At 36.4% G+C, this 22890-nt stretch carries 28 protein-coding genes and 1 pseudogene; 22 read left to right on the plus strand and 7 right to left on the minus strand.

Going from position 1 to position 22890, the window contains the following annotated elements; genetic code table 11:
* The first annotated feature begins 119 nt into the window (after positions 1-119).
* The 3 genes from ACFOY7_RS12145 to ACFOY7_RS12155 all read left to right on the plus strand — a co-directional run bounded on the left by ACFOY7_RS12145 (position 120) and on the right by ACFOY7_RS12155 (position 3083).
* Complete coding sequence (locus tag ACFOY7_RS12145) at positions 120-1280, plus strand: acyltransferase family protein (protein ID WP_390252354.1); 1161 nt, start codon at positions 120-122, stop codon at positions 1278-1280.
* 532 nt (positions 1281-1812) lie between these two features.
* Entirely contained in the window at positions 1813-2370 is a 558-nt protein-coding gene (locus ACFOY7_RS12150) for a cysteine hydrolase family protein (RefSeq protein WP_390252355.1), read from the plus strand.
* A gap of 275 nt (positions 2371-2645) precedes the next feature.
* The gene (locus ACFOY7_RS12155) at positions 2646-3083 is read left to right on the plus strand and encodes a VOC family protein (protein WP_390252356.1); all 438 of its coding nucleotides are present in this window, start codon (positions 2646-2648) and stop codon (positions 3081-3083) included.
* Positions 3084-3283: 200 nt separating this feature from the next.
* On the opposite strand, the gene ACFOY7_RS18450 is transcribed toward ACFOY7_RS12155, so the two are convergent.
* The 3 genes from ACFOY7_RS18450 to ACFOY7_RS12175 form a co-directional block, all read right to left on the minus strand.
* Complete coding sequence (locus tag ACFOY7_RS18450) at positions 3284-3856, minus strand: LysM peptidoglycan-binding domain-containing protein (protein WP_465260652.1); 573 nt, start codon at positions 3854-3856, stop codon at positions 3284-3286.
* Between the two features lie 646 nt (positions 3857-4502).
* A complete protein-coding gene (bioB, locus tag ACFOY7_RS12170; protein ID WP_390252357.1) occupies positions 4503-5483 on the minus strand; it encodes a biotin synthase BioB in 981 nt (326 codons plus the stop codon).
* Between the two features lie 11 nt (positions 5484-5494).
* Positions 5495-6097, minus strand: a complete 603-nt coding sequence (locus ACFOY7_RS12175; RefSeq protein WP_390252358.1) for a biotin transporter BioY — start codon at positions 6095-6097, stop codon at positions 5495-5497.
* 744 nt (positions 6098-6841) lie between these two features.
* On the opposite strand from ACFOY7_RS12175, the gene ACFOY7_RS12180 reads away from it, so the two are divergent.
* From ACFOY7_RS12180 to ACFOY7_RS12245, 14 genes and pseudogenes are all read left to right on the plus strand, one after another.
* Positions 6842-7291: a DinB family protein gene (locus ACFOY7_RS12180; protein WP_390252359.1), complete on the plus strand. Its 450-nt coding sequence runs from the start codon at positions 6842-6844 to the stop codon at positions 7289-7291.
* 300 nt (positions 7292-7591) lie between these two features.
* Positions 7592-7912 (plus strand): response regulator transcription factor, encoded by a 321-nt coding sequence (locus ACFOY7_RS12185; RefSeq protein WP_390252360.1) that lies wholly within the window; start codon positions 7592-7594, stop codon positions 7910-7912.
* Between the two features lie 188 nt (positions 7913-8100).
* Positions 8101-8229, plus strand: coding sequence for a hypothetical protein (locus tag ACFOY7_RS12190; protein WP_390252361.1), 129 nt, complete (start codon positions 8101-8103; stop codon positions 8227-8229).
* Entirely contained in the window at positions 8226-8975 is a 750-nt protein-coding gene (locus tag ACFOY7_RS12195) for an NAD(P)-dependent oxidoreductase (RefSeq protein WP_390252362.1), read from the plus strand. Before ACFOY7_RS12190 ends, ACFOY7_RS12195 begins: the two co-directional genes overlap by 4 nt.
* 264 nt (positions 8976-9239) lie before the next feature.
* A complete protein-coding gene (locus tag ACFOY7_RS12200; protein WP_390252363.1) occupies positions 9240-10268 on the plus strand; it encodes a serine hydrolase domain-containing protein in 1029 nt (342 codons plus the stop codon).
* A gap of 2 nt (positions 10269-10270) precedes the next feature.
* Positions 10271-10533: pseudogene (locus ACFOY7_RS12205) on the plus strand (carboxymuconolactone decarboxylase family protein); the annotation flags it as partial.
* 178 nt (positions 10534-10711) lie between these two features.
* Entirely contained in the window at positions 10712-11992 is a 1281-nt protein-coding gene (locus tag ACFOY7_RS12210) for an MFS transporter (protein WP_390252364.1), read from the plus strand.
* 215 nt (positions 11993-12207) lie between these two features.
* Complete coding sequence (locus ACFOY7_RS12215) at positions 12208-12651, plus strand: YrvL family regulatory protein (protein WP_390252365.1); 444 nt, start codon at positions 12208-12210, stop codon at positions 12649-12651.
* A 71-nt stretch (positions 12652-12722) separates the two neighbouring features.
* Entirely contained in the window at positions 12723-13178 is a 456-nt protein-coding gene (locus tag ACFOY7_RS12220) for a hypothetical protein (RefSeq protein WP_390252366.1), read from the plus strand.
* A 62-nt stretch (positions 13179-13240) separates the two neighbouring features.
* The gene (locus tag ACFOY7_RS12225; RefSeq protein ID WP_390252367.1) at positions 13241-13384 is read left to right on the plus strand and encodes a hypothetical protein; all 144 of its coding nucleotides are present in this window, start codon (positions 13241-13243) and stop codon (positions 13382-13384) included.
* A 671-nt stretch (positions 13385-14055) separates the two neighbouring features.
* Positions 14056-14343: a GrpB family protein gene (locus tag ACFOY7_RS12230; RefSeq protein WP_390252368.1), complete on the plus strand. Its 288-nt coding sequence runs from the start codon at positions 14056-14058 to the stop codon at positions 14341-14343.
* A 138-nt stretch (positions 14344-14481) separates the two neighbouring features.
* Positions 14482-14649, plus strand: coding sequence for a GrpB family protein (locus ACFOY7_RS12235; RefSeq protein ID WP_390252369.1), 168 nt, complete (start codon positions 14482-14484; stop codon positions 14647-14649).
* Positions 14650-14740: 91 nt separating this feature from the next.
* Positions 14741-15292 (plus strand): DUF6609 family protein, encoded by a 552-nt coding sequence (locus ACFOY7_RS12240; protein WP_390252370.1) that lies wholly within the window; start codon positions 14741-14743, stop codon positions 15290-15292.
* Between the two features lie 33 nt (positions 15293-15325).
* Positions 15326-16063 (plus strand): hypothetical protein, encoded by a 738-nt coding sequence (locus ACFOY7_RS12245; RefSeq protein WP_390252371.1) that lies wholly within the window; start codon positions 15326-15328, stop codon positions 16061-16063.
* Between the two features lie 138 nt (positions 16064-16201).
* On the opposite strand, the gene ACFOY7_RS12250 is transcribed toward ACFOY7_RS12245, so the two are convergent.
* From ACFOY7_RS12250 to ACFOY7_RS12260, 3 genes are all read right to left on the minus strand, one after another.
* A complete protein-coding gene (locus tag ACFOY7_RS12250) occupies positions 16202-16624 on the minus strand; it encodes a VOC family protein (protein ID WP_390252372.1) in 423 nt (140 codons plus the stop codon).
* A gap of 275 nt (positions 16625-16899) precedes the next feature.
* Positions 16900-17181, minus strand: coding sequence for a hypothetical protein (locus ACFOY7_RS12255; protein ID WP_390252373.1), 282 nt, complete (start codon positions 17179-17181; stop codon positions 16900-16902).
* Between the two features lie 9 nt (positions 17182-17190).
* A complete protein-coding gene (locus ACFOY7_RS12260; RefSeq protein WP_390252374.1) occupies positions 17191-17331 on the minus strand; it encodes a hypothetical protein in 141 nt (46 codons plus the stop codon).
* A 114-nt stretch (positions 17332-17445) separates the two neighbouring features.
* On the opposite strand from ACFOY7_RS12260, the gene ACFOY7_RS12265 reads away from it, so the two are divergent.
* Positions 17446-17943: a kinase gene (locus ACFOY7_RS12265; protein ID WP_390252375.1), complete on the plus strand. Its 498-nt coding sequence runs from the start codon at positions 17446-17448 to the stop codon at positions 17941-17943.
* Between the two features lie 74 nt (positions 17944-18017).
* On the plus strand, positions 18018-18758 hold the full coding sequence (locus tag ACFOY7_RS12270; RefSeq protein WP_390252376.1) for a DUF4184 family protein: 741 nt from the start codon (positions 18018-18020) through the stop codon (positions 18756-18758).
* Between the two features lie 213 nt (positions 18759-18971).
* Here ACFOY7_RS12270 and ACFOY7_RS12275 read toward each other — a convergent pair whose 3' ends face one another.
* Positions 18972-20177, minus strand: coding sequence for an MFS transporter (locus ACFOY7_RS12275; protein WP_390252377.1), 1206 nt, complete (start codon positions 20175-20177; stop codon positions 18972-18974).
* 152 nt (positions 20178-20329) lie between these two features.
* On the opposite strand from ACFOY7_RS12275, the gene ACFOY7_RS12280 reads away from it, so the two are divergent.
* The 3 genes from ACFOY7_RS12280 (at position 20330) to ACFOY7_RS12290 (ending at position 22624) form a co-directional block, all read left to right on the plus strand.
* On the plus strand, positions 20330-20917 hold the full coding sequence (locus tag ACFOY7_RS12280) for a TetR/AcrR family transcriptional regulator (RefSeq protein WP_390252378.1): 588 nt from the start codon (positions 20330-20332) through the stop codon (positions 20915-20917).
* A gap of 271 nt (positions 20918-21188) precedes the next feature.
* A complete protein-coding gene (locus tag ACFOY7_RS12285; RefSeq protein ID WP_390252379.1) occupies positions 21189-21647 on the plus strand; it encodes a GNAT family N-acetyltransferase in 459 nt (152 codons plus the stop codon).
* Positions 21648-22099: 452 nt separating this feature from the next.
* Positions 22100-22624, plus strand: coding sequence for a hypothetical protein (locus tag ACFOY7_RS12290; protein ID WP_390252380.1), 525 nt, complete (start codon positions 22100-22102; stop codon positions 22622-22624).
* Positions 22625-22890 lie beyond the last annotated feature (266 nt).

Below are 22890 nucleotides of genomic sequence, written 5' to 3' on the forward strand. Positions count from 1 at the left end.
ATTAGAAGGATTAAAAAGGTTATCAGTGCCATTTATGGTTAAAAAATTTATTTTTTAATCGATCAGTATTTTCATCATTGTTCTTATCTAAATATAATTTCTAATAGGGGGGGTTATAGGTGAAAAAAGAGAGTGATCATTTATATTTCATAGATAATATAAAAATAGCTTTAATTATGCTTGTAGTAGCTCACCATGCTGGACAAGCCTATGGACCAGGTGGTTGGTGGTTTTTTTTGGATGGTGAATCTATCAACTGGTTGGGCAGATTTTTCTCTGTAAATGCAGCATTTTTTATGAGTATGTTTTTCTTTTTATCAGCCTATTTTCTCCCTCAATCAATCTCGAGAAAAGGGCCGAAACGGTTTTTAAAAGAAAGGCTTATTAGAATTGGTATTCCATTACTACTGGGATTTCTCGTGATAATTCCTATTCTGATGTATTTATATTACATTAATTTCAGAGATTATGAACCCATCTCATTTTTTTCTTACTATATTCATATATTTTTTGGACTTGCTAATGAACCCACGAATTGGTCTGGTCCATCATGGCCTGATATGCAATTTGGCCATTTATGGTTTTTAGAGCATTTACTTGTGTATGCGATTGTGTTTTCAGTTTGGACTTTCTTTACATCTAAAAAAACTACAAAAAAATTAAATGGAAACATTAAGGTTTATCAGATTCTTTCTCTGTGGTTGGTCGTTAGTTTAGTTACTTTTATTACAAGGATATGGTTTCCTATTGATCATTGGACAGCTTTTTTAGGATTTATACAAACAGAATTTGCACATGTACCACAGTATGTGAGTTTCTTTTGTTTAGGTATTATGGCCTATCATCGCAAATGGTTTTTAACCTTGAGTGCGAGAGCAGGATACATCTGGCTTATTATTGGAGTGTTAATAGTAACCATTTTGTATTCTGGAGGAAATACGATAGATCCTTTTCTTTTAAAGGGTGGACAAAACTTCGGTTCGTTGGCTCGATCATTAATGGAGACGTTACTGTGTATCTCGCTGGTAATCGGTCTACTTGTTTTATTTAGAGAAAAAATTAACGGCACTAATCGTTGGTCTAAGATGTTATCAAACAATGTATTTGTTGTTTATTTCATCCATGTCCCAGTAGTTGTCTTCCTTCAATATGCATTGAATGACCTGCCAATAACAGTCTGGACTAAATTTCTTATAACGGCATTATTAGGAATCATTCTAAGTTTTTTGCTAAGTCATTTTGTATGGCGAAAGATTCCATACCTCAAAAAAATGATGTAAAAGAAATAATATTTAGATATTGAAAGTGAAAAAAGCCAACCAATACTTGCTTTTGTCTTATAAAGATAATAGTTCTTGTTCAACTAACGGGTGCTTATTTGGAAAAAGAAAACTTTATTGAATATTAATGCCTTGACTTTTAATATTAACCATCTTGGTATTTATCACTTTGCCAGATGTATATTGGTACTATTCATTTTTAGTTGTCATTGTTTTGGGTTAGTAGTACTTTATGGTTAGCAAGAAGAAAAAAATTAAGCTAACGGAAGCAAAAGTTAAAAATAATAAAGTGGTTGTTCAACTATCGAGGCAGGATAGTGAAAAGAAAACTGATTGACGATATTAAGGTGTTATTTCAACTATAATATTTTAATATTTAACTGTCTGAAGATTTTAACATTCATTTAAAGGACAATCTCAGTGTAGGAGGTAGATATTATGAAAATGAAAAAATATATCGACGTTAAAAACATTAAGGGGAAAACGTCAAATTAAATAAAGCGCTTCCCCAAAATTGAGAGGGGAAAACTGTTTGAAACAAATATTGTTAATCATTGATGCGCAGCAGGAGTTAATGGAAGGTAATCAAGAAGAAAGTGCTGTTTACAAAAAGGAACAACTTATCACAAATATCAATGCAGTGATTGAAAAAGCAAATAATTTTAATGTTCCTATTGTCTTTGTAAGGGACTTGGAGGTTGCAGAAGGCATAGGCAAAGGTTTTCAAGTTCATGAAAAAATTAATGTACCTAAAAATGCCAATTTCTTTGAAAAAACTGCAACGAATTCGTTTCATGGTACAGGACTTCTAAACTACTTAAAAGCTCAAGAGATTGGACATGTTGTTGTAATGGGATGTGCAACCCAACATTGCATAGATAGTGCAGTCCGAACGGCAACTATTAATGGAATGGATGTCACCTTAGTTGGAGATGGACATTCAACAACAGACGGCGATGTTTTAAGTGCGGAACAAATTATAAAGCATCATAACGAAACTCTTCATGGACATTACAATGTTGAAAACTTTTCCATTGTAAGAAATACAGAAGAAGAGTTATTCTATCCAACACATAATTCATATAAGTAATAATTGATTATCCCAATTTCTTAGTTCGATTTAAGAAATTGGGATATTACTTATTAAGGTAGAGTCGAATATAATATAAAACGTCAAAGTATGTGAAAGATTATACTTTAATTAACGGGTGGCTAATGTTGAAGAAGAAACCCGCAAAACAACAGATCCATTTGCTGCACGAATCTGACCAATCTTTTGAATAATGAGGAAAAGCTTTAGCAATCGAGAAGAAATTTCAGGTGACAAATCTGATAAAATTAGGAAAAGGAGGTATGAGATAGGATATGAAGATTCATCGAGTAGATCATGTTGGTATAATTGTCAATGATCTTCCTGCCGCGAAAGCGTTTTTTCTTGACTTTGGCCTTGAAATGATGGGGGAAGGAGAAGTGGAAGGTGAGTGGGTGGAGCGTATAATAGGCCTTCAAAACGTTAAAGAGGAAGTTGTAATGTTGCGAACACCAGACGGTGAGGCGAATATAGAACTAGTCAAATTTCACACGCCATCAGATGAAAATGGCGTGCAGCGTGCTTTTGCGAACACTCTGGGTATTCGGCATATTGCCTTTGCTGTTGAAGATATTGAAGCCATTGTTACCAAATTAGAAAAGAATGGCGCAGAACTTATTGGTGAGATACAAAATTACGAAAACGCTTATAAATTATGCTACGTTCGTGGACCAGAAGGAATTATTTTGGAATTGGCTGATAAAATAAATTAAATAGTGGTGCAATTTTTAAAAATTGTAAATGTAAAAAGCTGCGGTATCCCCGCTAATCTTTGTGAGGCGAGCATAGAGCAAATGTTAAATGATATAACAGCGAAGGGATTAGCAGAAACGCTTTTTCACGAACGGGGCAGTAGAGCTGCTACCTCTCAGTTACACAAGATGAAGGACAGCCCCGTTTGCTTTTATTGTTGTTATTGGCAATTTCCAGCAAGAATTATACCTTCTAAGACAGGAGCACCTGAAGTGCCGGCCAACGAATTAAAAGGGCGTACTAACACACGCGAGTTTGGGGTAACGGATGCAGCGGTAGGAAGTTCTATTCTGGATGACCAAGTAGGTGGGTCTTCGGGAGTTGCAAATAACTGGTTTCTAAAACTGCCAGTCCCAGGAATGACGATTTCACCTATATACTTGTCAAAATTACCGAAGACTCGAGGTTCTGGTAAGGTTGACATAATGCTCACTGCCTGACCTCCTCTTGGACCAAAATGCACAAAAGCTACACCGCCTGTACCGAATGGCACACTCCCTCGGGGCTGTAAAGACGTACAGCAGGGGTAAGGGATTAAACCCGGAACGCAGAGTATGTCTCCGGGGAATAATAAATTAGGATTTGGAATATGAGGGTTATTGACTGCGAGTGCTTCTATTCTAACTCTAAACATTTGTGCAATGGTATAGAACGTGTCTCCTGGAATTACGGTATACCGACCCAAAAACCCTTGTGGACAGTTCCCAGGTATTCTTGTTTGCTGTCTATACATAATAAATACTGCCTCCCAATTGTAGAAACTTTATTTTATACGGTCATTTTATGGTATGTGGTAACATCTAAAATGGGCCTGCTTTTTTTGAATTATGATTAATTATCATCCAGACAGTAAAAACACTTTCCTATTTTGTATCCATTTAAAGCATCTCTGAAAGAGGTTATGTTTGACCGTGTATTTTTTAATCACCTATCTATTAGGAAAATCTATGTATGTAGAACCCTTGACATAACTTGAATCGGGAGGAACATCAAATGAATCTTGGTTTTTACTAAAATCAAGTGATGTAGAGTAAAAGGCGTAGTGAGATCATTTTCTTACTACACAGTAGACTCTTACTGCGCAACAACGAATTTTAAGCTTTGTTTAGTGTTATCCCCCACCTGAACTTCTCGTTTTACTTCAGTCTTAATGTAAGTTGAACATGAATAAGGCGTTTCAAATATCACAAATATCAATAACCATGTGGAGTAAATCCCTGGATATTTCAAATTTAATTTTATCAATAATGGTTGAGGAACCTCAGTAGCAGTCACTACAGAAGTGCTTTGCTAATAACAGATAAGCTCTTCTGTAGTCATTATTTGAAGAAAGCTATTCTGAAAAAATACAAATCCTATTATTTTGTTTAAACAGTTTTCTATGTCGTCACATAGTCAATTTCAAAACCTAGATCTTTAATCATTTGATGATCCCTAGATCCTTCCTGTCCAGCTGTAGTCAAGTAATCTCCTACAAAGATTGAGTTTGCGGGGTACAGACCGAGTGGTTGAAGGCTTCTTAAGTTAACCTCTCTTCCACCAGATATCCGGATTTCTTTTGTTGGATTAATAAATCGAAACAGACACAGCACCTTTAGACAATAAGTAGGATTTAACTCATTCGTTCCTTCGAGTAGTGTACCATCAATAGCATGCAAAAAGTTGACAGGTATGGAGTCTGCATCAAGCGCTTTAAGTGCACGTGCCATTTGAATAACATCTTCTTCTTTTTCCTTCATCCCTACAATAACCCCTGAACAAGGAGATATACCAGCATGTTTCGCGTGATTGACAGTTTCCACTCGATCATGATACGTATGACTCGTTGTAATGTTATTATGATGTTGTTCGGATGTGTTGATATTATGGTTATAGCGATCTACCCCAGCTTCTTTTAATTGTTTCGCTTGCTCAGGTTTCAATAAGCCTAAACATGCACAAACTTTCATATCGTAATTTTTTTTAATTTCTTTAACGGCTGAGGTAACGATATTGAGTTCTCGATTTGTTGGTCCACGGCCGCTTGCCACGATACAATAGGTACCGGACTGAAGGCGGTCAGCTTGCTTGGCTCCTTCGATAATTGTCTCTTTGTCCATCATCCGGTATTTTTGAATCGGTGCAGAAGAATCTCTTGATTGAGCACAATAACCACAGTTTTCGGGACAAAATCCTGACTTTGTATTAATAATCATATTTAACTTTACCCGATTTCCATAGTAATGCTTGCGTACTTGATAAGCGCTATGTAATAGTTCTAATATCTCTTCATCAGGACATGTTAAGACAGTGTGTGCTTCCTGGGCTGTTAGTTCTTCACCGAGCAGCACTTTTTCAGCTAAAAAGTTCCAATTCTTCATATTATCCCCCTTTAAGCAACTTTGTTTTGGTTTCGATATGCACTTTTGGATAGAACACTTTTCTCAAGACGATGAGCCATAAATCCTGCAAAGATAGTTAGAGCAACATCTTTTGGTAAAGGGAACATCATCCAATACCAAACCATTTGATAGTTAAGCCCATCTGGTGCATCAAACCAAAGCATATAAGCAGCATACATCCAATTTGCACCAAAGATATAATTAATCGCCATTGCTACTAAAGCAGCCGAAATGTACATAGGAAAAGTACGATTTTTTTCCACGATCTTACCTGCTAAATACGCAATCAATATAAACGATAAGATAAATCCGAAAGTAGGAGATAGCACCACTGCTGCTCCCCCCTTAAATTGAGCGAAAATGGGTGCCCCAGCTAATCCTAAAATCATGTATGAAAACATAGACAGAGCCCCGAGCCTACTACCTAACATAAGTCCCGCTAAGATTGAAAAAAATGTTTGTAATGTGATTGGTACTCCGCCAATCACCATAAAAGGTGCAATAGTTGTGATATTGGCGCCAATAGCCATCAATGCGACAAACATACTTCCCATAGTAAGGTCCAGTGGAGCCCAATGCTTTCTTTTTTGCATAAATTTTCCTCCTTTTTATAGACTAGCTTAGTGATTAACACAACATTTGTCAACCTTTAATTTTTTTGGGTTAACAATTGTTTTTTTAACGTGGTTTGAACTTTTGAAGAAGAAAATAAAAGAAGCTGCCCATACTCAGTTGATATTTTTAATGTTTGAATGGGTAATCTTTCGTTTACCAATCCAAATTGACAGAAGTTAAAAGAGTAGTACCCTGACATCGAAGTGGTAAATGCCAAATAACTGATCCATTTGTTGCACAGTACAACCATTCTATTCTTTATAATGATATAAAGAGATGTCATACACATTTTATGATATCTCTATTTCTTTGGAGGGATTTTACAACTGTTGTCGAACTATGTTTAGTAAGAAGTGTATTTTTATAGAAATGATGATGTCAAATTAGGTAGGTTAGGGGATTGGAGAGATAGATGATTACTATCAAGTTGCTTAAAGGAAATTAAAATTTTGTTAAAAAAGCCAATAAGGTATTGCCCTGTAAAAATTAACTATCAGAAATATATGATAATCGCAGGTGATTACTTACTCTCAGAATTCTTAAAACTTCTGGATTAGAATTTAATATTAAAATAAAACCAGTTAGACATAGGGACGATGATCGATTGATGCTGATAAGCTATATAAACTAAATCAACTAAAATATTGTCAAAGTCATCAAGAACAAAATAGGTATGATAATTGTTAATTAGTATTCAAATAAATTTTACAAGGGAGAAAACTATGAATAAAACATTCAATCAATTTAGTAAAACGATTGATGAAGTTTTGAAATTAAAAGAAACTTCTAGAACAAAGCTATGCGAAGCTATACGTGAAGGGAAATGGTCAATTAGAGAAATCGTTGGTCATCTATATTATTGGGATAAATTCAATCTGGAGAAGATGGTACCGTTAATGGTTCAAGATGCTGATTTACCGAAGTTCCCAGACCATGACCAACATAATGAAGAGGCTGTGACATTTCTTAAAGATTACTCAGTTGAAACTATTATAGATAATTTTGTTGTAACTCGTAAGGAGTTAACTGAAAGAATATCCAGTTTAGACGGAGATGTAAGGTTTACTATTGGTGGGGGTAAAAGAAAGTTCTCAGGAGAAAGCTTTGTGAAAATTTTCATAAAACACGATGCTCACCACTTAAAACAAATCAATGAAAAATTACATAAATAAAATTTAAATACTAATCATTATGGCTATCACTGTCACGCTTACTGCGCAGTAACGGATTTCATAACTTTGGTAAAAATGTCAAACTGCACGCTGTCATTTGGTATAATTTTTTAAGTGATTAAATAACATAAAACCGTGAAAGTTTATCAAAAAGTATTGAGTGATGCAGGATTGTTAATGAGAATAAAGAATAGTGGTTCATATTAGCGAATATCCAGTGGGATATAAATAGAAAAGAGGAAAGTGAATGACTACTCCAATTCTAAATACTAAGTTTAATATCCCACATAACAGTTTTTCATGGATGAAGGGCTGCCTATTTACAGGTTATTATCTGAACCATTAGTCTATGAATCAAATCCAGATTTTGTATGCAGGTTGAGATGTGCAATAGAAGCAGCTTCTTCTAAGCTGCCACATGGATTGATGGAACCATTAAGCGAACGTGAACTAGATGTATTAAAGCTCATTGCTGAAGGCCTTACTAATCATGAAATTGGCGAACGGCTGTTTTTAGCATTAAGTACAGTAAAGGGATATAATCAAAATATATTTGGAAAGCTCCAAGTTAAAAGAAGAACGGAAGCTGTTGGGAGAGCTCGTGAGTTGGGATTATTATAAATATTGGTTGTTTTATGTGGGTGCCTTAATTTTTTGAGGTACCTTGTTTTATACATAGAAGAATTTTTTTATTTCCTATGTAATAGGATTTGAATAGTACCTTTATTAGTACTTAAGTATCTAAAAGTATGTAATAGGACTTTATATATTATTAGTAATTACTTCTTAAAATACGAGGAGGAAGTAAAATGAGGAGAGTTGAATTATATTATTGCTTTTTTGGATTGGAAATTATGTCCAAATGGTTATCGATCTCTGTTTACCTGATAGTTAAAAGGTTCCATCCATATATAAAACAAGAAGGAGGGATACTATGACAATTCTTGTAGTGGGAGCAACTGGTGCAACAGGAAAATTAGTCGTCAAACAATTACTAGATTGTGGAGAGAAGGTAAGAGTGATTGTTCGTTTCCCAGATAAATTATCAGAAACAATTCTATCTCACCCAAATATATCTGTTATATCTGTTGGTAATGTTTTACACATAAACAAGCATAAGATGAGAGAATATGTTAAAGATTGTGATGCTGTAATCTCCTGTCTTGGACATAACCTAACTCTACGTGGAATATTTGGACCTCCTTTTACACTTGTAACGGATGTAACTAAACTCATTTGTCATGCCATTAAAGAAAATAAGCCCGAAAGACCAATTAAATATATCCTTATGAACACAACAGGGAATAGGAATAAAAATCATAGAGAAACAGTATCTTTAGCCGAAAAATGTGTTCTGGGTATGATTAGATTGCTCGTTCCGCCACAAAGAGATAATGAAAAAGCAGCTGAATATTTACGAGTCGAAATTGGTCAGGACAATCCAGAGATAGAATGGATCGCTGTTAGACCTGATAGTTTATTAAATTTAGATGAAGTAACTAAGTATTCTATATTTCCTTCACCTATCAGAAGTGCTATTTTTAACCCAGGAAAAACGAGTAGGATTAATGTGGCCCATTTTATGTCAGAATTAATTATCAATGAAGAATTGTGGGAGGAATGGAAAGGGCAAATGCCTGTTATTTATAATGATGATTCAGTAGTAGAGGAAGGAAATAAATGAAAGCAATTGTGTGCAAAAAATCAGGTTCACCGAATGTATTGAAATTTGAAGAAATGAATAAACCAGAGTTAAGAAGGCGACTTAAATGATTGCCTTCCTTTTTTTGCAGAAATTCAATGTTTTCTTTTTGGAATATTATGTTAGCATAGTCATTAAAGTAACTGGCAGGTTTGTTGAAGAAGAGGCTCTATTACTAGCAGGGTGAGTTGCGGTTCTTGTGAAGTAAAGGAGCAAATAATACCTTTTAAATGGGAGGGGAATTTATTGTTGTTAGAAAAAGTGAATAATATCAATTTTTCACCTGTATTTGACCATGTTAAAAATACTTTTAAGAGAGTAAAGGGTTCAGATGCTTCGGCATTAGTGATTCATAAGGATTCTGTTGTATTAGAGGAGTATATAGGTGAACAATCAAATAAACCTGATTCAAGGATTGTACAGCCTGACACCCAATTCCATGTAGCTTCTGTGAGGAAAAGCTATATTGGTTTTGCTGTAGCATATGCCGTATTTAATGGCTATATAAATAGTATTGATGATTTAGTATTGAAATATTTACCAGAACTTGATGAAAGTTGTTGGAAAGGTACAACAATAAGACACCTATTAACTCATACTCATGGTTTAAGTCAAACGGGTGAAACAATATATCGTGAGTACCCAGCAGGGGAAAACTGGACATATAAGCAAGTTGGGATTAATGCTTTGACTACTATTGTAAAACGAACAACAAACAGAACAATAGCTGATATTCTGCATGAGCAAGTGTTTGTACCTTTAGGTTTTTCAGAAACAAATTGGTATGCCAATAAACATGAAAAACTTGTTGATGTAATCCTAGCATATGATGAAGATAAAAATTGGAAAATAAGTAATAGTACAGAAGGCGACGAGCCGAATATGTATGTTTCAACACGTGAGTTGGCTATGTGGGGATTTTTACATCTTAATGAAGGCAAAATAAATGGAAAACAAATTATACCTAAGGAGATCATACATATGGCCACATCTATTCAAAGTCCTGCTAAAATAGATAAAGACTTACCTCAGAATGGTTTTTTGTGGTTTGTAAAAGATTTACCTGCTAAAAAAACTGAAATAGGTGAAAAAGTATCTCTGGGGTCTTTTCAAATCCTTGGTTATACAGGTGTAACCTTATTAGTAATTCCGGAAAAAAGTTTGGTTGCAGTTCGTATGTTTAATAGTTTCGGCTCCCCTGAAGGTTTTGATTACTTATCTGATGTCAGGTCTTTTGGAGATACCGTTGTCGGCTGTCTGGAAAAAGAAATTTAATAATTGCGTCTCTTGCTACTAAGGAGGGTGTGAGCCTCAACTTAACGTCCATATTAACGCTTCACTTAACGTAGGACTCACCCCTAACAAAGTAATTGAGGCGATTACTCAATGTGTTCCGTATACTGAGTTTCCGAGAGTTCTTAAAGCAACTTTTGTTGCAAATCAAGTTTTTGAAGAACGAAAATTGATGGCAACTAATGAATGTATTTTTTACCAACGAACCGCGATGATGTTGCATATTGCAGAGATCCATATTGTTTGATGTCGGCAAAGACGGTGGAAATTTTAAAAGCTAAAGGTAATAATGCTTATCGCTTAGAACAAAGCGTACAAAATTGGAATGAAGATCGAGAATATTTAAATTAAATGAGAATGTGATGCTTAGGGATAGTTGGCTCACAATGTTCTTCATTAATAGATGAAGGAAGCAGGTGTTTACTATGACCAGTGAACCGAATGATTTGGTACAAGGATATGTAGATGATCCAAAGAAAATAAAAAATTTATATAAAAGAACATTAATGATTGTAGTTATTTCTCAAATATTTGGTGGTGCAGGATTAGCTGCCGGGATAACAGTTGGTGCATTGCTTGCTGAACAAATGCTTGGAACAAACACATTTGCAGGTCTTCCTGCTGCTTTATTTACATTAGGCTCAGCAGGAGCTGCTTTAATGGTTGGGAGACTCTCTAACCGTTTTGGAAGACGTACCGGCCTAACAACAGGCTTTTTAACAGGTGGACTTGGGGCGATAGGAGTTATATTTGCAGCTTTGTTAAACAGTGTATTTTTATTATTTGCTGCCCTGCTAGTATATGGTGCAGGTACTGCAACAAATTTACAAGCACGTTATGCTGGTACCGATTTGGCATCAAACAAACAGCGAGCGACAGCTGTAAGTATAGCGTTGGTTTCCACAACAATTGGTGCAGTGGCAGGTCCGAATTTAGTTGGTGTGATGGGTAATATCGCTCTTTCTTTTGGTATTCCATCACTTGCAGGACCTTTCATTTTAGCAGCATTTGCCTATATTTTAGCAGGAGCTGTTCTTTTCATAATGCTTCGTCCGGATCCATTCGTAATCGCTAGAATGATAGAAACAACCAAACAAATGCCTCGTGACAATGAAGATTTGGCCGCAACTAATCATACAGAAAACAAAAAAGGTATATTTGTTGGTGCAATAATAATGGTTCTTACTCAAATTATAATGGTAGCCATTATGACAATGACACCAGTACATATGAAACATCATGGTCATGGGTTAAATGCTGTAGGTCTTGTAATTGGATTTCATATTGGTGCAATGTATCTCCCTTCACTGGTTACAGGTATCCTTGTTGATAAGTTGGGACGACCTGTAATGGCTGTTGCTTCTGGAATTACGTTGCTTTTCGCAGGCATAGTATCAGCGACTGCACCAGCAGATTCGATGTTCCTTCTGGTAATCGCTCTTTCATTACTTGGATTAGGATGGAATTTTGGTTTGATTAGTGGGACCGCACTTATTGTTGATTCAACCGATATTTCCACACGGGCTAAAACTCAAGGTACAGTGGACGTTTTAATTGCACTAGCAGGAGCTTCTGGGAGTGCCTTGTCAGGAATGGTTGTTGCTGGATCAAGTTATGAAACGTTATCACTTTCCGGTGGCATCTTAGCCATCATACTTATTCCAGTCGTAATTTGGTCTATTAGCAAGAGTCACCAAAAATATTGATTCGGATTATCTTAAAAGTGGTTCATTAAAAGTAATATAAACAGAACCATGCACCTCCTTCCATTTGACATCGTCATGTGTTTAGGAGTACAACTAATTTTCTGAATCGGCTGGAAGATGAGAGGGATTGAAGGATATTACTGGAATATTATGTTATAATTAACTGGTGAATAGATCGGGTTAACAAGACCTGTGATAGAAGGAGATTCATAGATATGTCAAAAGATAATCCAGATTCCTTCCGGGAGTTGAATGGAAAAGAAAAGATTGCAGCAATCTTAGGAATAGCCATTCTAATCATTCTTGTGATCGTTTTTGTGTTAGGATTTTATTTTTTCGGAATCGCAGGATTGTTTAAATTACTTGGAGTACAGTATACATCGATCTGGTCATTAGTTGTTTTTGTAGTCTGTTTCTTTCTTGTAAGTATCATTGTCGAATTATTCACGAACGCAATTTACAAACTGTCTGTTCAAAATATATCAGGAAAAGGGAAGCAGTTTTTCATCCGTATCTGTTTCGAAGGTGCTTCAAACTGGTTCGTCCTCTTCACAGTCGATGAGTTTATGAAGAGCATTACTCTTTCATTGCAAACAGAGCTGATCATTGCATTGCTGCTTGCTATTCTGGAATGTGTTTTTGACAAGGAGGATGATTAGTTCTTTATATACCTCGATCTAGATGCACAGGAGAAAAGCGAACAGGATGGGAGAGAAAGGTGTGGTGTGATATGAAACAAGAATGGGAAAGTTTTAAAAGAGTAAAAGACTGTTTACTAGAAGGGATTTATGCAAATCAACTTAGCGCCCAGCTGGTAAATAAAGATATTACACTTGTTGCTATGGAACCTTTGCTGTCCATTAAGAAAAATAACTCAGCTTATCAAACATATTGGAAAATGGACTGGACAGAGGATGCTGATGGAGATGATATACTGTTAGTTAAAGAACAGAATACTCCTGAACCAATTGAATATGGTGATCATTTCATCATGGGATCGAGTTTTTCTTTACAAAATAATTGGATTAAAAATGTTAGTGGATACGGATCTAAAGATGGTAATATATTTTCTGTTTTACTGGCACTCGAGAATTTATATATTTTAATCGAAGCAGGGCCAGTTATAACAATAAGCATTACAGAACAGGAACCTAATGATTTACATGATCAGATTTTTACTGCATAACTAGATTGAACTGGGACGCTATTGGCAGTCGCATTAAGTATTGATGGAGGAGGAAATTTCAAATGTGGTTTGTTGATGATCTAGCGGGGGCAATATATGACATTTTGAAGTTTCTTTTAAGTGCGGTTAGTTATTTACTCGCGGGTGCGATAATTGTTGCTATTCCTATGTATCTGATCGTTTGGTGTTTTGATCTGTTTTGGTGATTTTTCTAATTGATACGACAGAGCGTCAAGAACCAAGGGAGTTAAGCAGATAAGAAAGCTTCATAGCGTCAAAACAAGCTCGAATCCGAGGAGTTATGCAGTTAAGAGCGCGTCATAGCGTCAAAACAGGCGCGAGTCCTAGGAGTTAAGCAGTTAAGAAAGCTTCATAGCGTCAAAACAGGCGCGAGTCCTAGGAGTTATGCAGTTAAAAGTGCGTCATAGCGTCAAAACAGGCAAGAACCAAGGGAGTTATGCAGTTAAGAGCACATCATAGCGTCAAAACAGGCGCGAGTCTTAGGAGTTATGCAGTTAAGAGCACATCATAGCGTCAAAACAGGCGCGAGTCCTAGGAGTTAAGCAGTTAAGAAAGCTTCATAGCATCAAAACAGACTCGAGCCCGAGGAGTTATGCAGTTAAGAAAGCTTCATAGCGTCAAAACAGGCAAGAGCCAAGGGAGTTATGCAGTTAAGAAAGCTTCATAGCGTCAAAACAGGCAAGAACCAAGGGAGTTATGCAGTTAAGAAAGCTTCATAGCGTCAAAACAGGCGCGAGTCTTAGGAGTTATGCAGTTAAGAAAGCTTCATAGCGTCAAAACAGGCGCGAGCCCGAGCAATTTGCATTTTCCTTATCACTATTGGAAGTTCATTAAGTTAGCGGTATTCAGGAATCAGATGTGTAATTTTAAAAAGCTGAAAGACAAAAACTCTCTGAAAATTAACGTACTAGTTGGGAGTGGTCAAATGCTTGGCCTAAACAAAGGAGAAGTAAAGCTAGTTGAACATTCCGCTGATTGGAAAAAGCTGTTCCATAAAGAGAAAGAGTTGCTGAATGGAGTGATAGGTGAATATGTGCTGGATATCCAGCATATTGGGAGTACAGCAGTAGATGGATTGGAGGCAAAGCCTGTAATTGATATGGCAGTCGGGTTAGAAAAAATTGGAGGATATTGGAAATATTGATAAGAGAAAATTAAAGGAAAATAGTTATTATCTTTTACACCGAGTGAAAACAGAGGGGAAAGTAGTTTTTGCAAAATTCTCTGATCTGAAGAATTTGACCAAAACACATATCCTTCATGTAGTAGAGCATGACGGAGAATGGTGGACCAGCATATTTTCTTTAGGGATTATTTGAATGACCACCCTGAAGCTGCCAAGGAATATGGGGCGTTGAAAAAGAAATTAGCTTTTACATTTCCTAATGATGAGAGTGCCTACACGAATGAAAAGAAAAAGTTTGTTGATGAAATTTTAAATAGAAGATAAAGTGTTGATCAACAAGGAATACAAGGCATTGTAAACCTAACAAATCTATATAAGATATGGGAACAGGATAAATTCCTGGAGGAGGAATGAAGTGGGGACGAGAAGAGAATATAATACGCAGAGAACAGTAGGTGTATGGCTGATTTATATTGGTGTTATTATAATTCTTTCCGCGATTACTGGGGGAGAGTTGTTCATTCAGCCATATATAATGGGTTTCGGATTTTTTATTGGCTTTTTCCTAATATTCGGTTTACCTTTTGTCAATAACAAACTAGCATATGGCAAGAATTCTAAGTTTCAAGATAGAATGGATAACATCTCCGTTGCCGTTACTTTCATTCTATGCACACTGTGTGGGTTAATTATCGGTTTTGATGACTTAAGATTCGTGTGGCTATGTATATTTTTCGTCATTGGGGTGCACTTCCTTGGTTTTTATTTTTCTCAGGGGAAACTAATGCTCTTTCTTGGAGGAATAACCGCATTCATTGCCGTGATGGGGATACTTTTCGCCAATATTCCTTTTCTATTGCTGGCATTGCTTGATGGTATTGTAAAAATTATTTTCGGGTTCCAAATGCTGTTTAAGAAACGTGAGTGGAATAATGATCCCCAACAATCTGATGTAATAACAGAATAATCGCCAATAGATATTATATTAAAGGAGCAAGTGATGTTAGATCAATACGTAGAGTTTATAGAACAGCTGCCTGATTCCAGAGAGCTAAAGAAAGAAGATTTGCTTACCTCTCCTTTTCTTATCGAAAAAGAGAACAACCTGGAAATGTATTACTCCCCGCATAATGATTACATAAATGAGAATGCAGTCATCGTTATTGTTGGAATTACTCCGGGATGGACGCAAACAAAGAAAGCATTTGAAACGTTTGTTTCTTTACATAAGAAAAGAGAGTTACCTATCCATACTATTCTTAAAGAGACAAAAAAAGCTGCGAGCTTTTCCGGTTCAATGAGATCGAATCTAATCCACATGCTGGACGAATGTCATCTGCACAGTGCTCTGGGGATACCGAGCTGCTCTTATTTGTTTGAAGAAAAACGATCCATCCTGCATACAACTTCATTAGTAAAATATCCGGTTTTTTACAAAGGGAAAAATTATACAGGCCACCAGCCCAAAATTGCTAATAGTGACCTTCTTTCAAGGTACTCCTATCACTCGTTTGCAGAGGAAATCCATTCATTGCCAAGTACATCCCTGCTCATCCCTTTAGGTAAAAGAGTAGATGCTGTGATCAATGAACTAAAGCAAAAAGGTAAAATCACCCAAAATTGCTTGAAAGGTTTCCCACATCCGTCAGGAGCAAACGGTCACAGAATTAGAGAATTTAATATACGTAAGGATCAATTAATAAGTGAAGTGACTCACTGGGGGAATATGAAGGTGTGATCATGTAATCCCGCAATTATTTTATAGCTTAGACACTCCAGCCTCTCTTGCCACACACTAGAGGAATTTATAGTCCCGAGTTTAACAGCAAAAGTAAAAATAGAGTGCAGGTTTGAAGCACGCACTCCATTTTATATTTTAGTTTTGACTTTCGGTATAAACTTGAAAGGTCACGCCGAATTTATCTGTTACATCACCAAAAGCTGGGCTGAAAGGAGTTTCTCCAAACGGCATATTGATTTGACCGTCTTCTTGTAAGACATTAAAAATGCGTTTTGATTCTTCCACGTCGTTCGTTGAAATGCAAATTGTCACTTTTTTCCCCTGTTCAATAGTCGAACCACCTGGAGCATCGGAAAACATGAGCTCCGATTCACCAACTCGTAACTTAGCGTGTGCCACTAGATTCTTCAGATCATCGGTGAAAGTATTAGACATTTCCGGCATATCTCCGTAAGTAATAAGGCTGAGGACTTCAGCACCGATTGCTTTTTCATAAAACTTAATAGCTTCTCCTGCGTTCCCTTCCATATTTAAATAGGGGGTAATTCTTACTGTCATCATCGGTCAACTCCTTTATTTATTCTTCTTATCTATTGTAGCAAATAAATAATCCCTTGATTTCTTTTCGATTGCTATCTTGAACAATTAACAGGAGAGGTAGAAGGAGAAAAAGGTTGTGCCTGTCGGAATTATGGTGAATTTATGACACCTGCAGCTTAGAAACACTAGTTTTGCTATCGGTCTTTTCTTCTGGTGTATGTAAGTCCTTACCATAACATTACAAACTTGCTGGAGGAACAGGTGGTAAGGACTTCATTCAAATACTCAGAAAACTATAAGTTGTTATTTATTTTAACAGAAAAATCTACTACATCACTACTACCTTCATCTTTTGAATTATTTTTTAGTAAGAAGTAGTAGTGGCCATTCTCTGGTGTTTTATAATCAGAGTGGTTTTCTAGAATTAGCGTGTCTTCAAGAGATTGATCACTATATTCCACCAGATAAATCTCTATCTCATTACTTGGAGTGGTATAATTAATGGAGAATGTGCTATCTTTTTGAAGGGAATACCCTGTGAAAGTTGTTAGTATTCGGGCATTTGCGTCACTCATCGAATTTCTCTAAACATAACCACTAGGATGAATCCGGTCATTTATCCCATTAATCCGGTCATTAGCAGGAGTATTCCGGTCGTTAATCGGAGTAATCCGGTCGTTATGTTTGATTTTCCGGTCGTTACAGCCATTAATCCGGTCGTTCAAATCTTTGTGCCAGTGAATATCCCTGTATTTTTAGCAAGTAAATTTCAAGTCTTCATCCTACTTCTTAACCGTGATATAAAATATGAAAATATGAATAATAGGCAGGAGGAAACCATGGAATCTAAGTTAATTATTTTACGAGGAAACTCTGGAAGCGGGAAAACAACGACGGCCAAAAACCTCCAAAATCATTTGGGACGTGGCACGCTCCTCGTTTCACAGGATACTGTTCGTAGGGAAATGCTGAAGGTTCACGATCGGGATGGCAACCTTTCTATTGAATTAATCCGGCAAATTGCTGAATACGGAAAAGGTAAGTGTGAATTTGTTATTGTGGAAGGGATTCTGTACAAACAACGTTATGGCGAAATGTTGAATCACTTAATCGAGTTCTTTCACTCCAAGACATATACTTATTACTTTGATTTATCTTTTGAAGAAACGGTATTACGTCATAACTCTAGACCGAAAAAGATGGAATTCGGAAAAGATTCTATGCGTGCCTGGTGGAATCCGAATGACTATCTTGGTGTGGATGGAGAAGTGAGCTTGACCAGTGACATGTCGCAGAATGATGTTGTTCAACTGATTTTACAACAAGTGCAAGAGTAAATTGAATGCCTTCTTTCTACTAAAAAAGCAGGAGGAGACTTTTGACAAGAATTTTTCTAGGAGTGAAGATATAGATGCCGTTGACTTTTGCTCACCCAGCAGCAGTATTACCTTTTTCGAGGAACAGTAGATATGTAGATTTTTTAGCAATGGTATTAGGCAGTATGTCACCTGATTTTGAGTATTTTCTGCGGGGGATGCCGTATGGTGAGATTGGCCATACACTCAGCGGATTTATCTGTTTCAACCTTCCTATCGTAATCATTGTTTACTGGATTTATAAATTTTATATTCATCAAACATTATTTAGTAATCTTCCATCTATTTTGCAAGAAAGCTCTCCCAAAAAAGTACGTTCAACTAGATGGTTAAAGGTGATTGTATTCTTGTACTCTGCATTGTTTGGAATGGTAACACATGTAGTCTGGGATTCTTTCACTCATTTAGACGGTTTTATGGTGAGGAATTTCCCATTCCTGCATTATCCTGTTGAAATTTCCCATTATCCTATCCCTATCTTTAAGTTCCTTCAGCACGGTGGCACATTAGTTGGTCTCCTTGCAATAATAGCGTATATGTACTTTCGGGCAGCAAAAAACAGAGCAAATAATGACAGGAATACAAGTCCAAAACAAAAAGTGATGTATTGGGGGCAAATAGCATTACTGACAGCACTATTATTTTGTTTTTGGTTTCTGATTGATGAAGTTTCGATGAAGTCTTTTGGAATTATGGTGGTAAGAATAATAGATTCCGCTTTAATTAGTTTGTTAGTTGTTTCCTTGTATTTTAACTACAAGTGTCATGGTGATTAATGTTTTAAAGAGCTGGTTAATTGGATATGCTCAACTCTCCGATAAATTTAGCAAAACTGCCACTGCCGTTAGGGAAAGGTTGGACCAGTTTTCCGAGATTCCCCCTGATAAACCCCTTTGAGCGGATATTTCCCAAAGGGGTATTTAGGAAGGGAAAATATTTACTAACTAGAAAACTTCCCTTTCAGACCTTGGCGTTTTCAAAAAATGACGTTACCCATTCACATACTTAGGTGATTTGACGAAAACACCAATAGCCATGATTAAACCAAGTATGCCAAAGATCAAAAGAGTGACCTTTATGGAAAGACCTGTGGAAATAAGCCCGCTGACTACCCCGTAAGCAATAGGATCAAATCCATTCATCGAAAGGAAAATAATACTCATTACCCTTCCCATTAAACGATTTTCGGTCGTTTCCTGGACAGCAGTAAAAAGTGGAATGTAGACAAATGACATCGAAAATCCGATGAAAAATACAATGGCTGTTAACAAGGTTAGGTTAGGTGCCTGACTGAATATCAAAAAACTAAAAATCGTCGCAAACAACCCAAGAATAGATGCCCTTCCTCTTCGTTTCAGCTGAATTCTGCTAAGAACAAGGGTACTTATAGCCATTCCTATGCCCAAGCTTACTTCCATTGCACTTAAATTAATGGGACTCCCGCCATAAAGATCGACAACAAGGGGCAGTGCAATGCTCAGTGTACCAAAAATGAAAAAATTAACGGTAATTAAAACAATTAAACCTGTTAACAGGAAAGAAGAACTGCGGACATATGAGAGTCCTTCTTTAAAATCCTTGATTGGATGCTGATTCTCCTGATTTTCAACAGGTCCTTCTTTCACAAATGGAGGAAAGATGATAACAGCTGATAAGAAAACTAGTATCGTAGCTACTAAATAGCTTATGGAAACAGTGAATGCTTCCATAATAATACCGGCGAGAATTGGTCCAATAATAAAGGCAACCTGGTCAACGCCTTGAAAATAAGCAATGGCTTTTTGGAGGAGAGACTTTTCCACAATTTTCGGTATCATTGATGAACTCGCAGGACCAAAGAATGCATCAAGCAACCCGAACATACCAGCCAAGATAAGAAGTAGAGTAAGGTTCATGTGATTACTGCTAACTAACAAAAAAATAACCAATAAAAGAATACTCTGAATGGAATTGGTGAAAAACATAATGGTCGATTTTTTATACTTATCAGCTAGAACGCCCCCGAATACCATCATCAATAAACGAGGGACTGTGGCAGCAATTAGCACAAGACCTAATGAGCTTGCAGAACCAAGGGATGTTACGACATACCAGGTTGTCGTTGTGAGAAACATACTGAATCCCATTACGGCAAAAATCCCGGCAAAAAATATAAGCAGGAATTTGCGATTTTTAAATAAAGACTGATTTACCATTGTTGTCTGACTCCTTTACCTTATTTAAGATATAATTATTTACAAGCTGGAGGAAAACACCTAGAATGTAATACATGAGAAAAAAACAACCGACCGTTCGGTAGTTAAAATATTAACTCCAATTTGAACATTTGTAAAGGAGAATAAAAAAAATGAGTACAAAAGATCAGATTCGATTAAAGAGCCAGGAACTTTTCGCTGAAATGGGTTATGAAGCAACTTCTTTATCAAAGATTGCGGAAAAAGTAGGGATAAAAAAAGCTTCTATTTATTCTCATTATGAGAATAAAGAAGCGATTTTCCTTGATGTGATAAGGGTGATGGCAGAAGAATATGTAAGCAATATAAAAAATACATTTAATGAAGAAGAGGATGATATCGAACAGCAATTGAAGCATGCATTTTTTAGATACATTGAAAATTGGTCTGATGAAGAGGATGTTACGAACCAATTATATAACCGTTTAATCCTGTTTCCACCAGCAGGATTGAAAGATAAATTAGGAATTTATATTGAGGAAAGTGAACGAATCGTTAATGAAATTGTGACAGCTGTGATCGTAAAAGGGCAGGAACTCGGTGATATTCATGCGGATTTTGAAGCAAGTAAAATAACTTCTTCCTTTTTTAGTTTGATAGTAGGGATTATTTCAGAATCCAGCTATAATAAAACTTACGATTTAGAAGAACAGGCTAAATGCTCATGGAACATTTTCTGGAGAGGTATAGCTGCTGATTAGTGGGAACAGATGCAGGATAAAGATTAAGCAAGTGTAAGTCTGCGGAAAATATAAATTTATTCAGAGAATCATAGCCATTGTATTTATTGAAAATCTACAACATTGAGAAAAGGTAATGGCTACTGTTTGTGAAGAGACAAATAATATAATTTTAAATTTCCGAGCACTAAGGGAATTCTTTGTTAAATAAAAAGAATTGGTTCCAGAATTACCAGATAACGAACAATTTTATTGATCCAAGTGATCAAAACGAACAACAAAGGAGCATAAAATGGATATTAAGAAACTTGATAAGAACGATAATTTACCAATGAATTTGTTGCTATCGGCTGATCCTTCCCAAGAGATTGTTGAAGAATATGTGAAGAGGGGCGATTGTTTTGTAGCGGAAAGCGAACAGCGGATAATTGGTGTTTTTGTACTGCTTCCTACTAGACCGAAGACGGTAGAACTGGTAAATGTAGCAGTGGCTGAAGAGCACCAAGGTAAAGGGATAGGAAAACAGCTGGTATTGGAGGCAATCGAAGCAGCTAAGAAAAAAGGCTATAAAAAGATGGAAATAGGTACGGGAAATTCAAGCATAGGGCAACTGGCGCTTTATCAGAAATGCGGGTTTAGATTAACGGGTATTGATCGAGACTTTTTTGTGAAACATTATCCCGAACCAATTTTTGAAAATGGGATCCAGTGTCGGGATATGATTCGCTTATCACAGGATTTACAGCACTGACAGATCGAAGTGTTCCACTGGAGTTAGAAGCTTATCATAACAACATAAAGTTCGAGTGCCCAAAGAGTAATGCACTTATGAACGGATCATAGCATCAAAACAGACGAGTTCTCGGAGAGTAATGCACTTATGAACGGATCATAACATCAAAACAGACGAGTGCCTGAAGAGTAATGCATTTATGAACGGATCATAACATCAAAACAGAAGAGTGCCCGGAGAGTAATGCACTTATGAACGAATCATAACTTCAAAACAGACGAGTTCCCGTAGAGTAATGCACTTATGAACGACTCAAACGGTGTCCCACTACGAAAATGTCCATCTAACTAGAATGCGAGTCTAAGGCCTGAGTCTATCATCAAATAAGACCCTGGACGTATGGAAGGAATCCTCTTTTAATGCTAAAATTTTTCTGTAATAGGTAGTATTCTTATCCATGGAGGGAAATAATGAAAAGAGACATTCGTTTTTCAGAAAAACTGTTGATTGCTGGACTTGGCTTTATTTTCTTATTTATGATTGTGCAAGATTGGGTTCCTTTAGGTACATTAAATGACATCCAAGCGATTAGAGAAGAGCATTCCTTCAATCGATTACTCCTTGTCACAATGATTAATGTAGGGCAAATTTTACTATTAATAGGACTGATAATCCTTTTTATAGGTAAAAGGTATCCAATTTGGGTCAGACTTTGGCTGATTATCCATCAAATCTGTATCTTTGCAGGGGTGTTATTATCCTGGTGGATTCCATACTTTTTTGGCTATGGTTCAGAGCAAATAGCCGAAAGTTATCATGAGATGTTTGGAGATACACACACTTTCCTTCCACTAATGAATGGTATTGCTCCGAATACACTTCATGTGCTATTCCATCTCACGCTATTATTCTGTATTATAGTAACAATCTATATTTCCACAACAACAAGAAAAAAAGAAAAATATAATAACAATCTATCTGAGAACATAAGTTAGATTAATCAGCAGAGAATGCATGTTCGTATTGGTTGTGCTATAATAAATTAGGAGAATGTTCTTTTAGGGTAAGGGCGGCTAATCCCCTTAATAGAATGAGGTAATGCTTATGAGTATGTATGAAAGTTTACGAGTACTGTAAAGTTGCAGTACCTTCTTGATTGCATTGCTCACATTGTTCTTTATGTTAATCAATACAAAATAGACCTCCCTATTTGCCCTGACAAGTAATTAGGAGAGGTCTATCACCCTTAAGATAGACGATC

The organism is Gracilibacillus xinjiangensis (genome assembly GCF_042651765.1).
Lineage (GTDB): Bacteria > Bacillota > Bacilli > Bacillales > Amphibacillaceae > Gracilibacillus > Gracilibacillus xinjiangensis.

What these genes read in the sequence shown, in the direction of transcription:
- ACFOY7_RS18450 (WP_465260652.1), bottom strand. Translation starts at nt 3,856, where the DNA reads ATGTATAGACAGCAAACAAGAATACCTGGGAACTGTCCACAAGGGTTT.
- ACFOY7_RS12175 (WP_390252358.1), bottom strand. Translation starts at nt 6,097, where the DNA reads ATGCAAAAAAGAAAGCATTGGGCTCCACTGGACCTTACTATGGGAAGT.
- ACFOY7_RS12210 (WP_390252364.1), top strand. Translation starts at nt 10,712, where the DNA reads ATGACCAGTGAACCGAATGATTTGGTACAAGGATATGTAGATGATCCA.
- ACFOY7_RS12185 (WP_390252360.1), top strand. Translation starts at nt 7,592, where the DNA reads ATGGATGAAGGGCTGCCTATTTACAGGTTATTATCTGAACCATTAGTC.
- ACFOY7_RS12195 (WP_390252362.1), top strand. Translation starts at nt 8,226, where the DNA reads ATGACAATTCTTGTAGTGGGAGCAACTGGTGCAACAGGAAAATTAGTC.
- ACFOY7_RS12280 (WP_390252378.1), top strand. Translation starts at nt 20,330, where the DNA reads ATGAGTACAAAAGATCAGATTCGATTAAAGAGCCAGGAACTTTTCGCT.
- ACFOY7_RS12215 (WP_390252365.1), top strand. Translation starts at nt 12,208, where the DNA reads ATGTCAAAAGATAATCCAGATTCCTTCCGGGAGTTGAATGGAAAAGAA.
- ACFOY7_RS12180 (WP_390252359.1), top strand. Translation starts at nt 6,842, where the DNA reads ATGAATAAAACATTCAATCAATTTAGTAAAACGATTGATGAAGTTTTG.
- ACFOY7_RS12270 (WP_390252376.1), top strand. Translation starts at nt 18,018, where the DNA reads ATGCCGTTGACTTTTGCTCACCCAGCAGCAGTATTACCTTTTTCGAGG.
- ACFOY7_RS12190 (WP_390252361.1), top strand. Translation starts at nt 8,101, where the DNA reads ATGAGGAGAGTTGAATTATATTATTGCTTTTTTGGATTGGAAATTATG.
- ACFOY7_RS12290 (WP_390252380.1), top strand. Translation starts at nt 22,100, where the DNA reads ATGAAAAGAGACATTCGTTTTTCAGAAAAACTGTTGATTGCTGGACTT.
- ACFOY7_RS12265 (WP_390252375.1), top strand. Translation starts at nt 17,446, where the DNA reads ATGGAATCTAAGTTAATTATTTTACGAGGAAACTCTGGAAGCGGGAAA.
- ACFOY7_RS12225 (WP_390252367.1), top strand. Translation starts at nt 13,241, where the DNA reads ATGTGGTTTGTTGATGATCTAGCGGGGGCAATATATGACATTTTGAAG.
- bioB (WP_390252357.1), bottom strand. Translation starts at nt 5,483, where the DNA reads ATGAAGAATTGGAACTTTTTAGCTGAAAAAGTGCTGCTCGGTGAAGAA.
- ACFOY7_RS12230 (WP_390252368.1), top strand. Translation starts at nt 14,056, where the DNA reads ATGTGTAATTTTAAAAAGCTGAAAGACAAAAACTCTCTGAAAATTAAC.
- ACFOY7_RS12155 (WP_390252356.1), top strand. Translation starts at nt 2,646, where the DNA reads ATGAAGATTCATCGAGTAGATCATGTTGGTATAATTGTCAATGATCTT.
- ACFOY7_RS12255 (WP_390252373.1), bottom strand. Translation starts at nt 17,181, where the DNA reads ATGAGTGACGCAAATGCCCGAATACTAACAACTTTCACAGGGTATTCC.
- ACFOY7_RS12275 (WP_390252377.1), bottom strand. Translation starts at nt 20,177, where the DNA reads ATGGTAAATCAGTCTTTATTTAAAAATCGCAAATTCCTGCTTATATTT.
- ACFOY7_RS12245 (WP_390252371.1), top strand. Translation starts at nt 15,326, where the DNA reads ATGTTAGATCAATACGTAGAGTTTATAGAACAGCTGCCTGATTCCAGA.
- ACFOY7_RS12220 (WP_390252366.1), top strand. Translation starts at nt 12,723, where the DNA reads ATGAAACAAGAATGGGAAAGTTTTAAAAGAGTAAAAGACTGTTTACTA.
- ACFOY7_RS12235 (WP_390252369.1), top strand. Translation starts at nt 14,482, where the DNA reads ATGGTGGACCAGCATATTTTCTTTAGGGATTATTTGAATGACCACCCT.
- ACFOY7_RS12285 (WP_390252379.1), top strand. Translation starts at nt 21,189, where the DNA reads ATGGATATTAAGAAACTTGATAAGAACGATAATTTACCAATGAATTTG.
- ACFOY7_RS12250 (WP_390252372.1), bottom strand. Translation starts at nt 16,624, where the DNA reads ATGACAGTAAGAATTACCCCCTATTTAAATATGGAAGGGAACGCAGGA.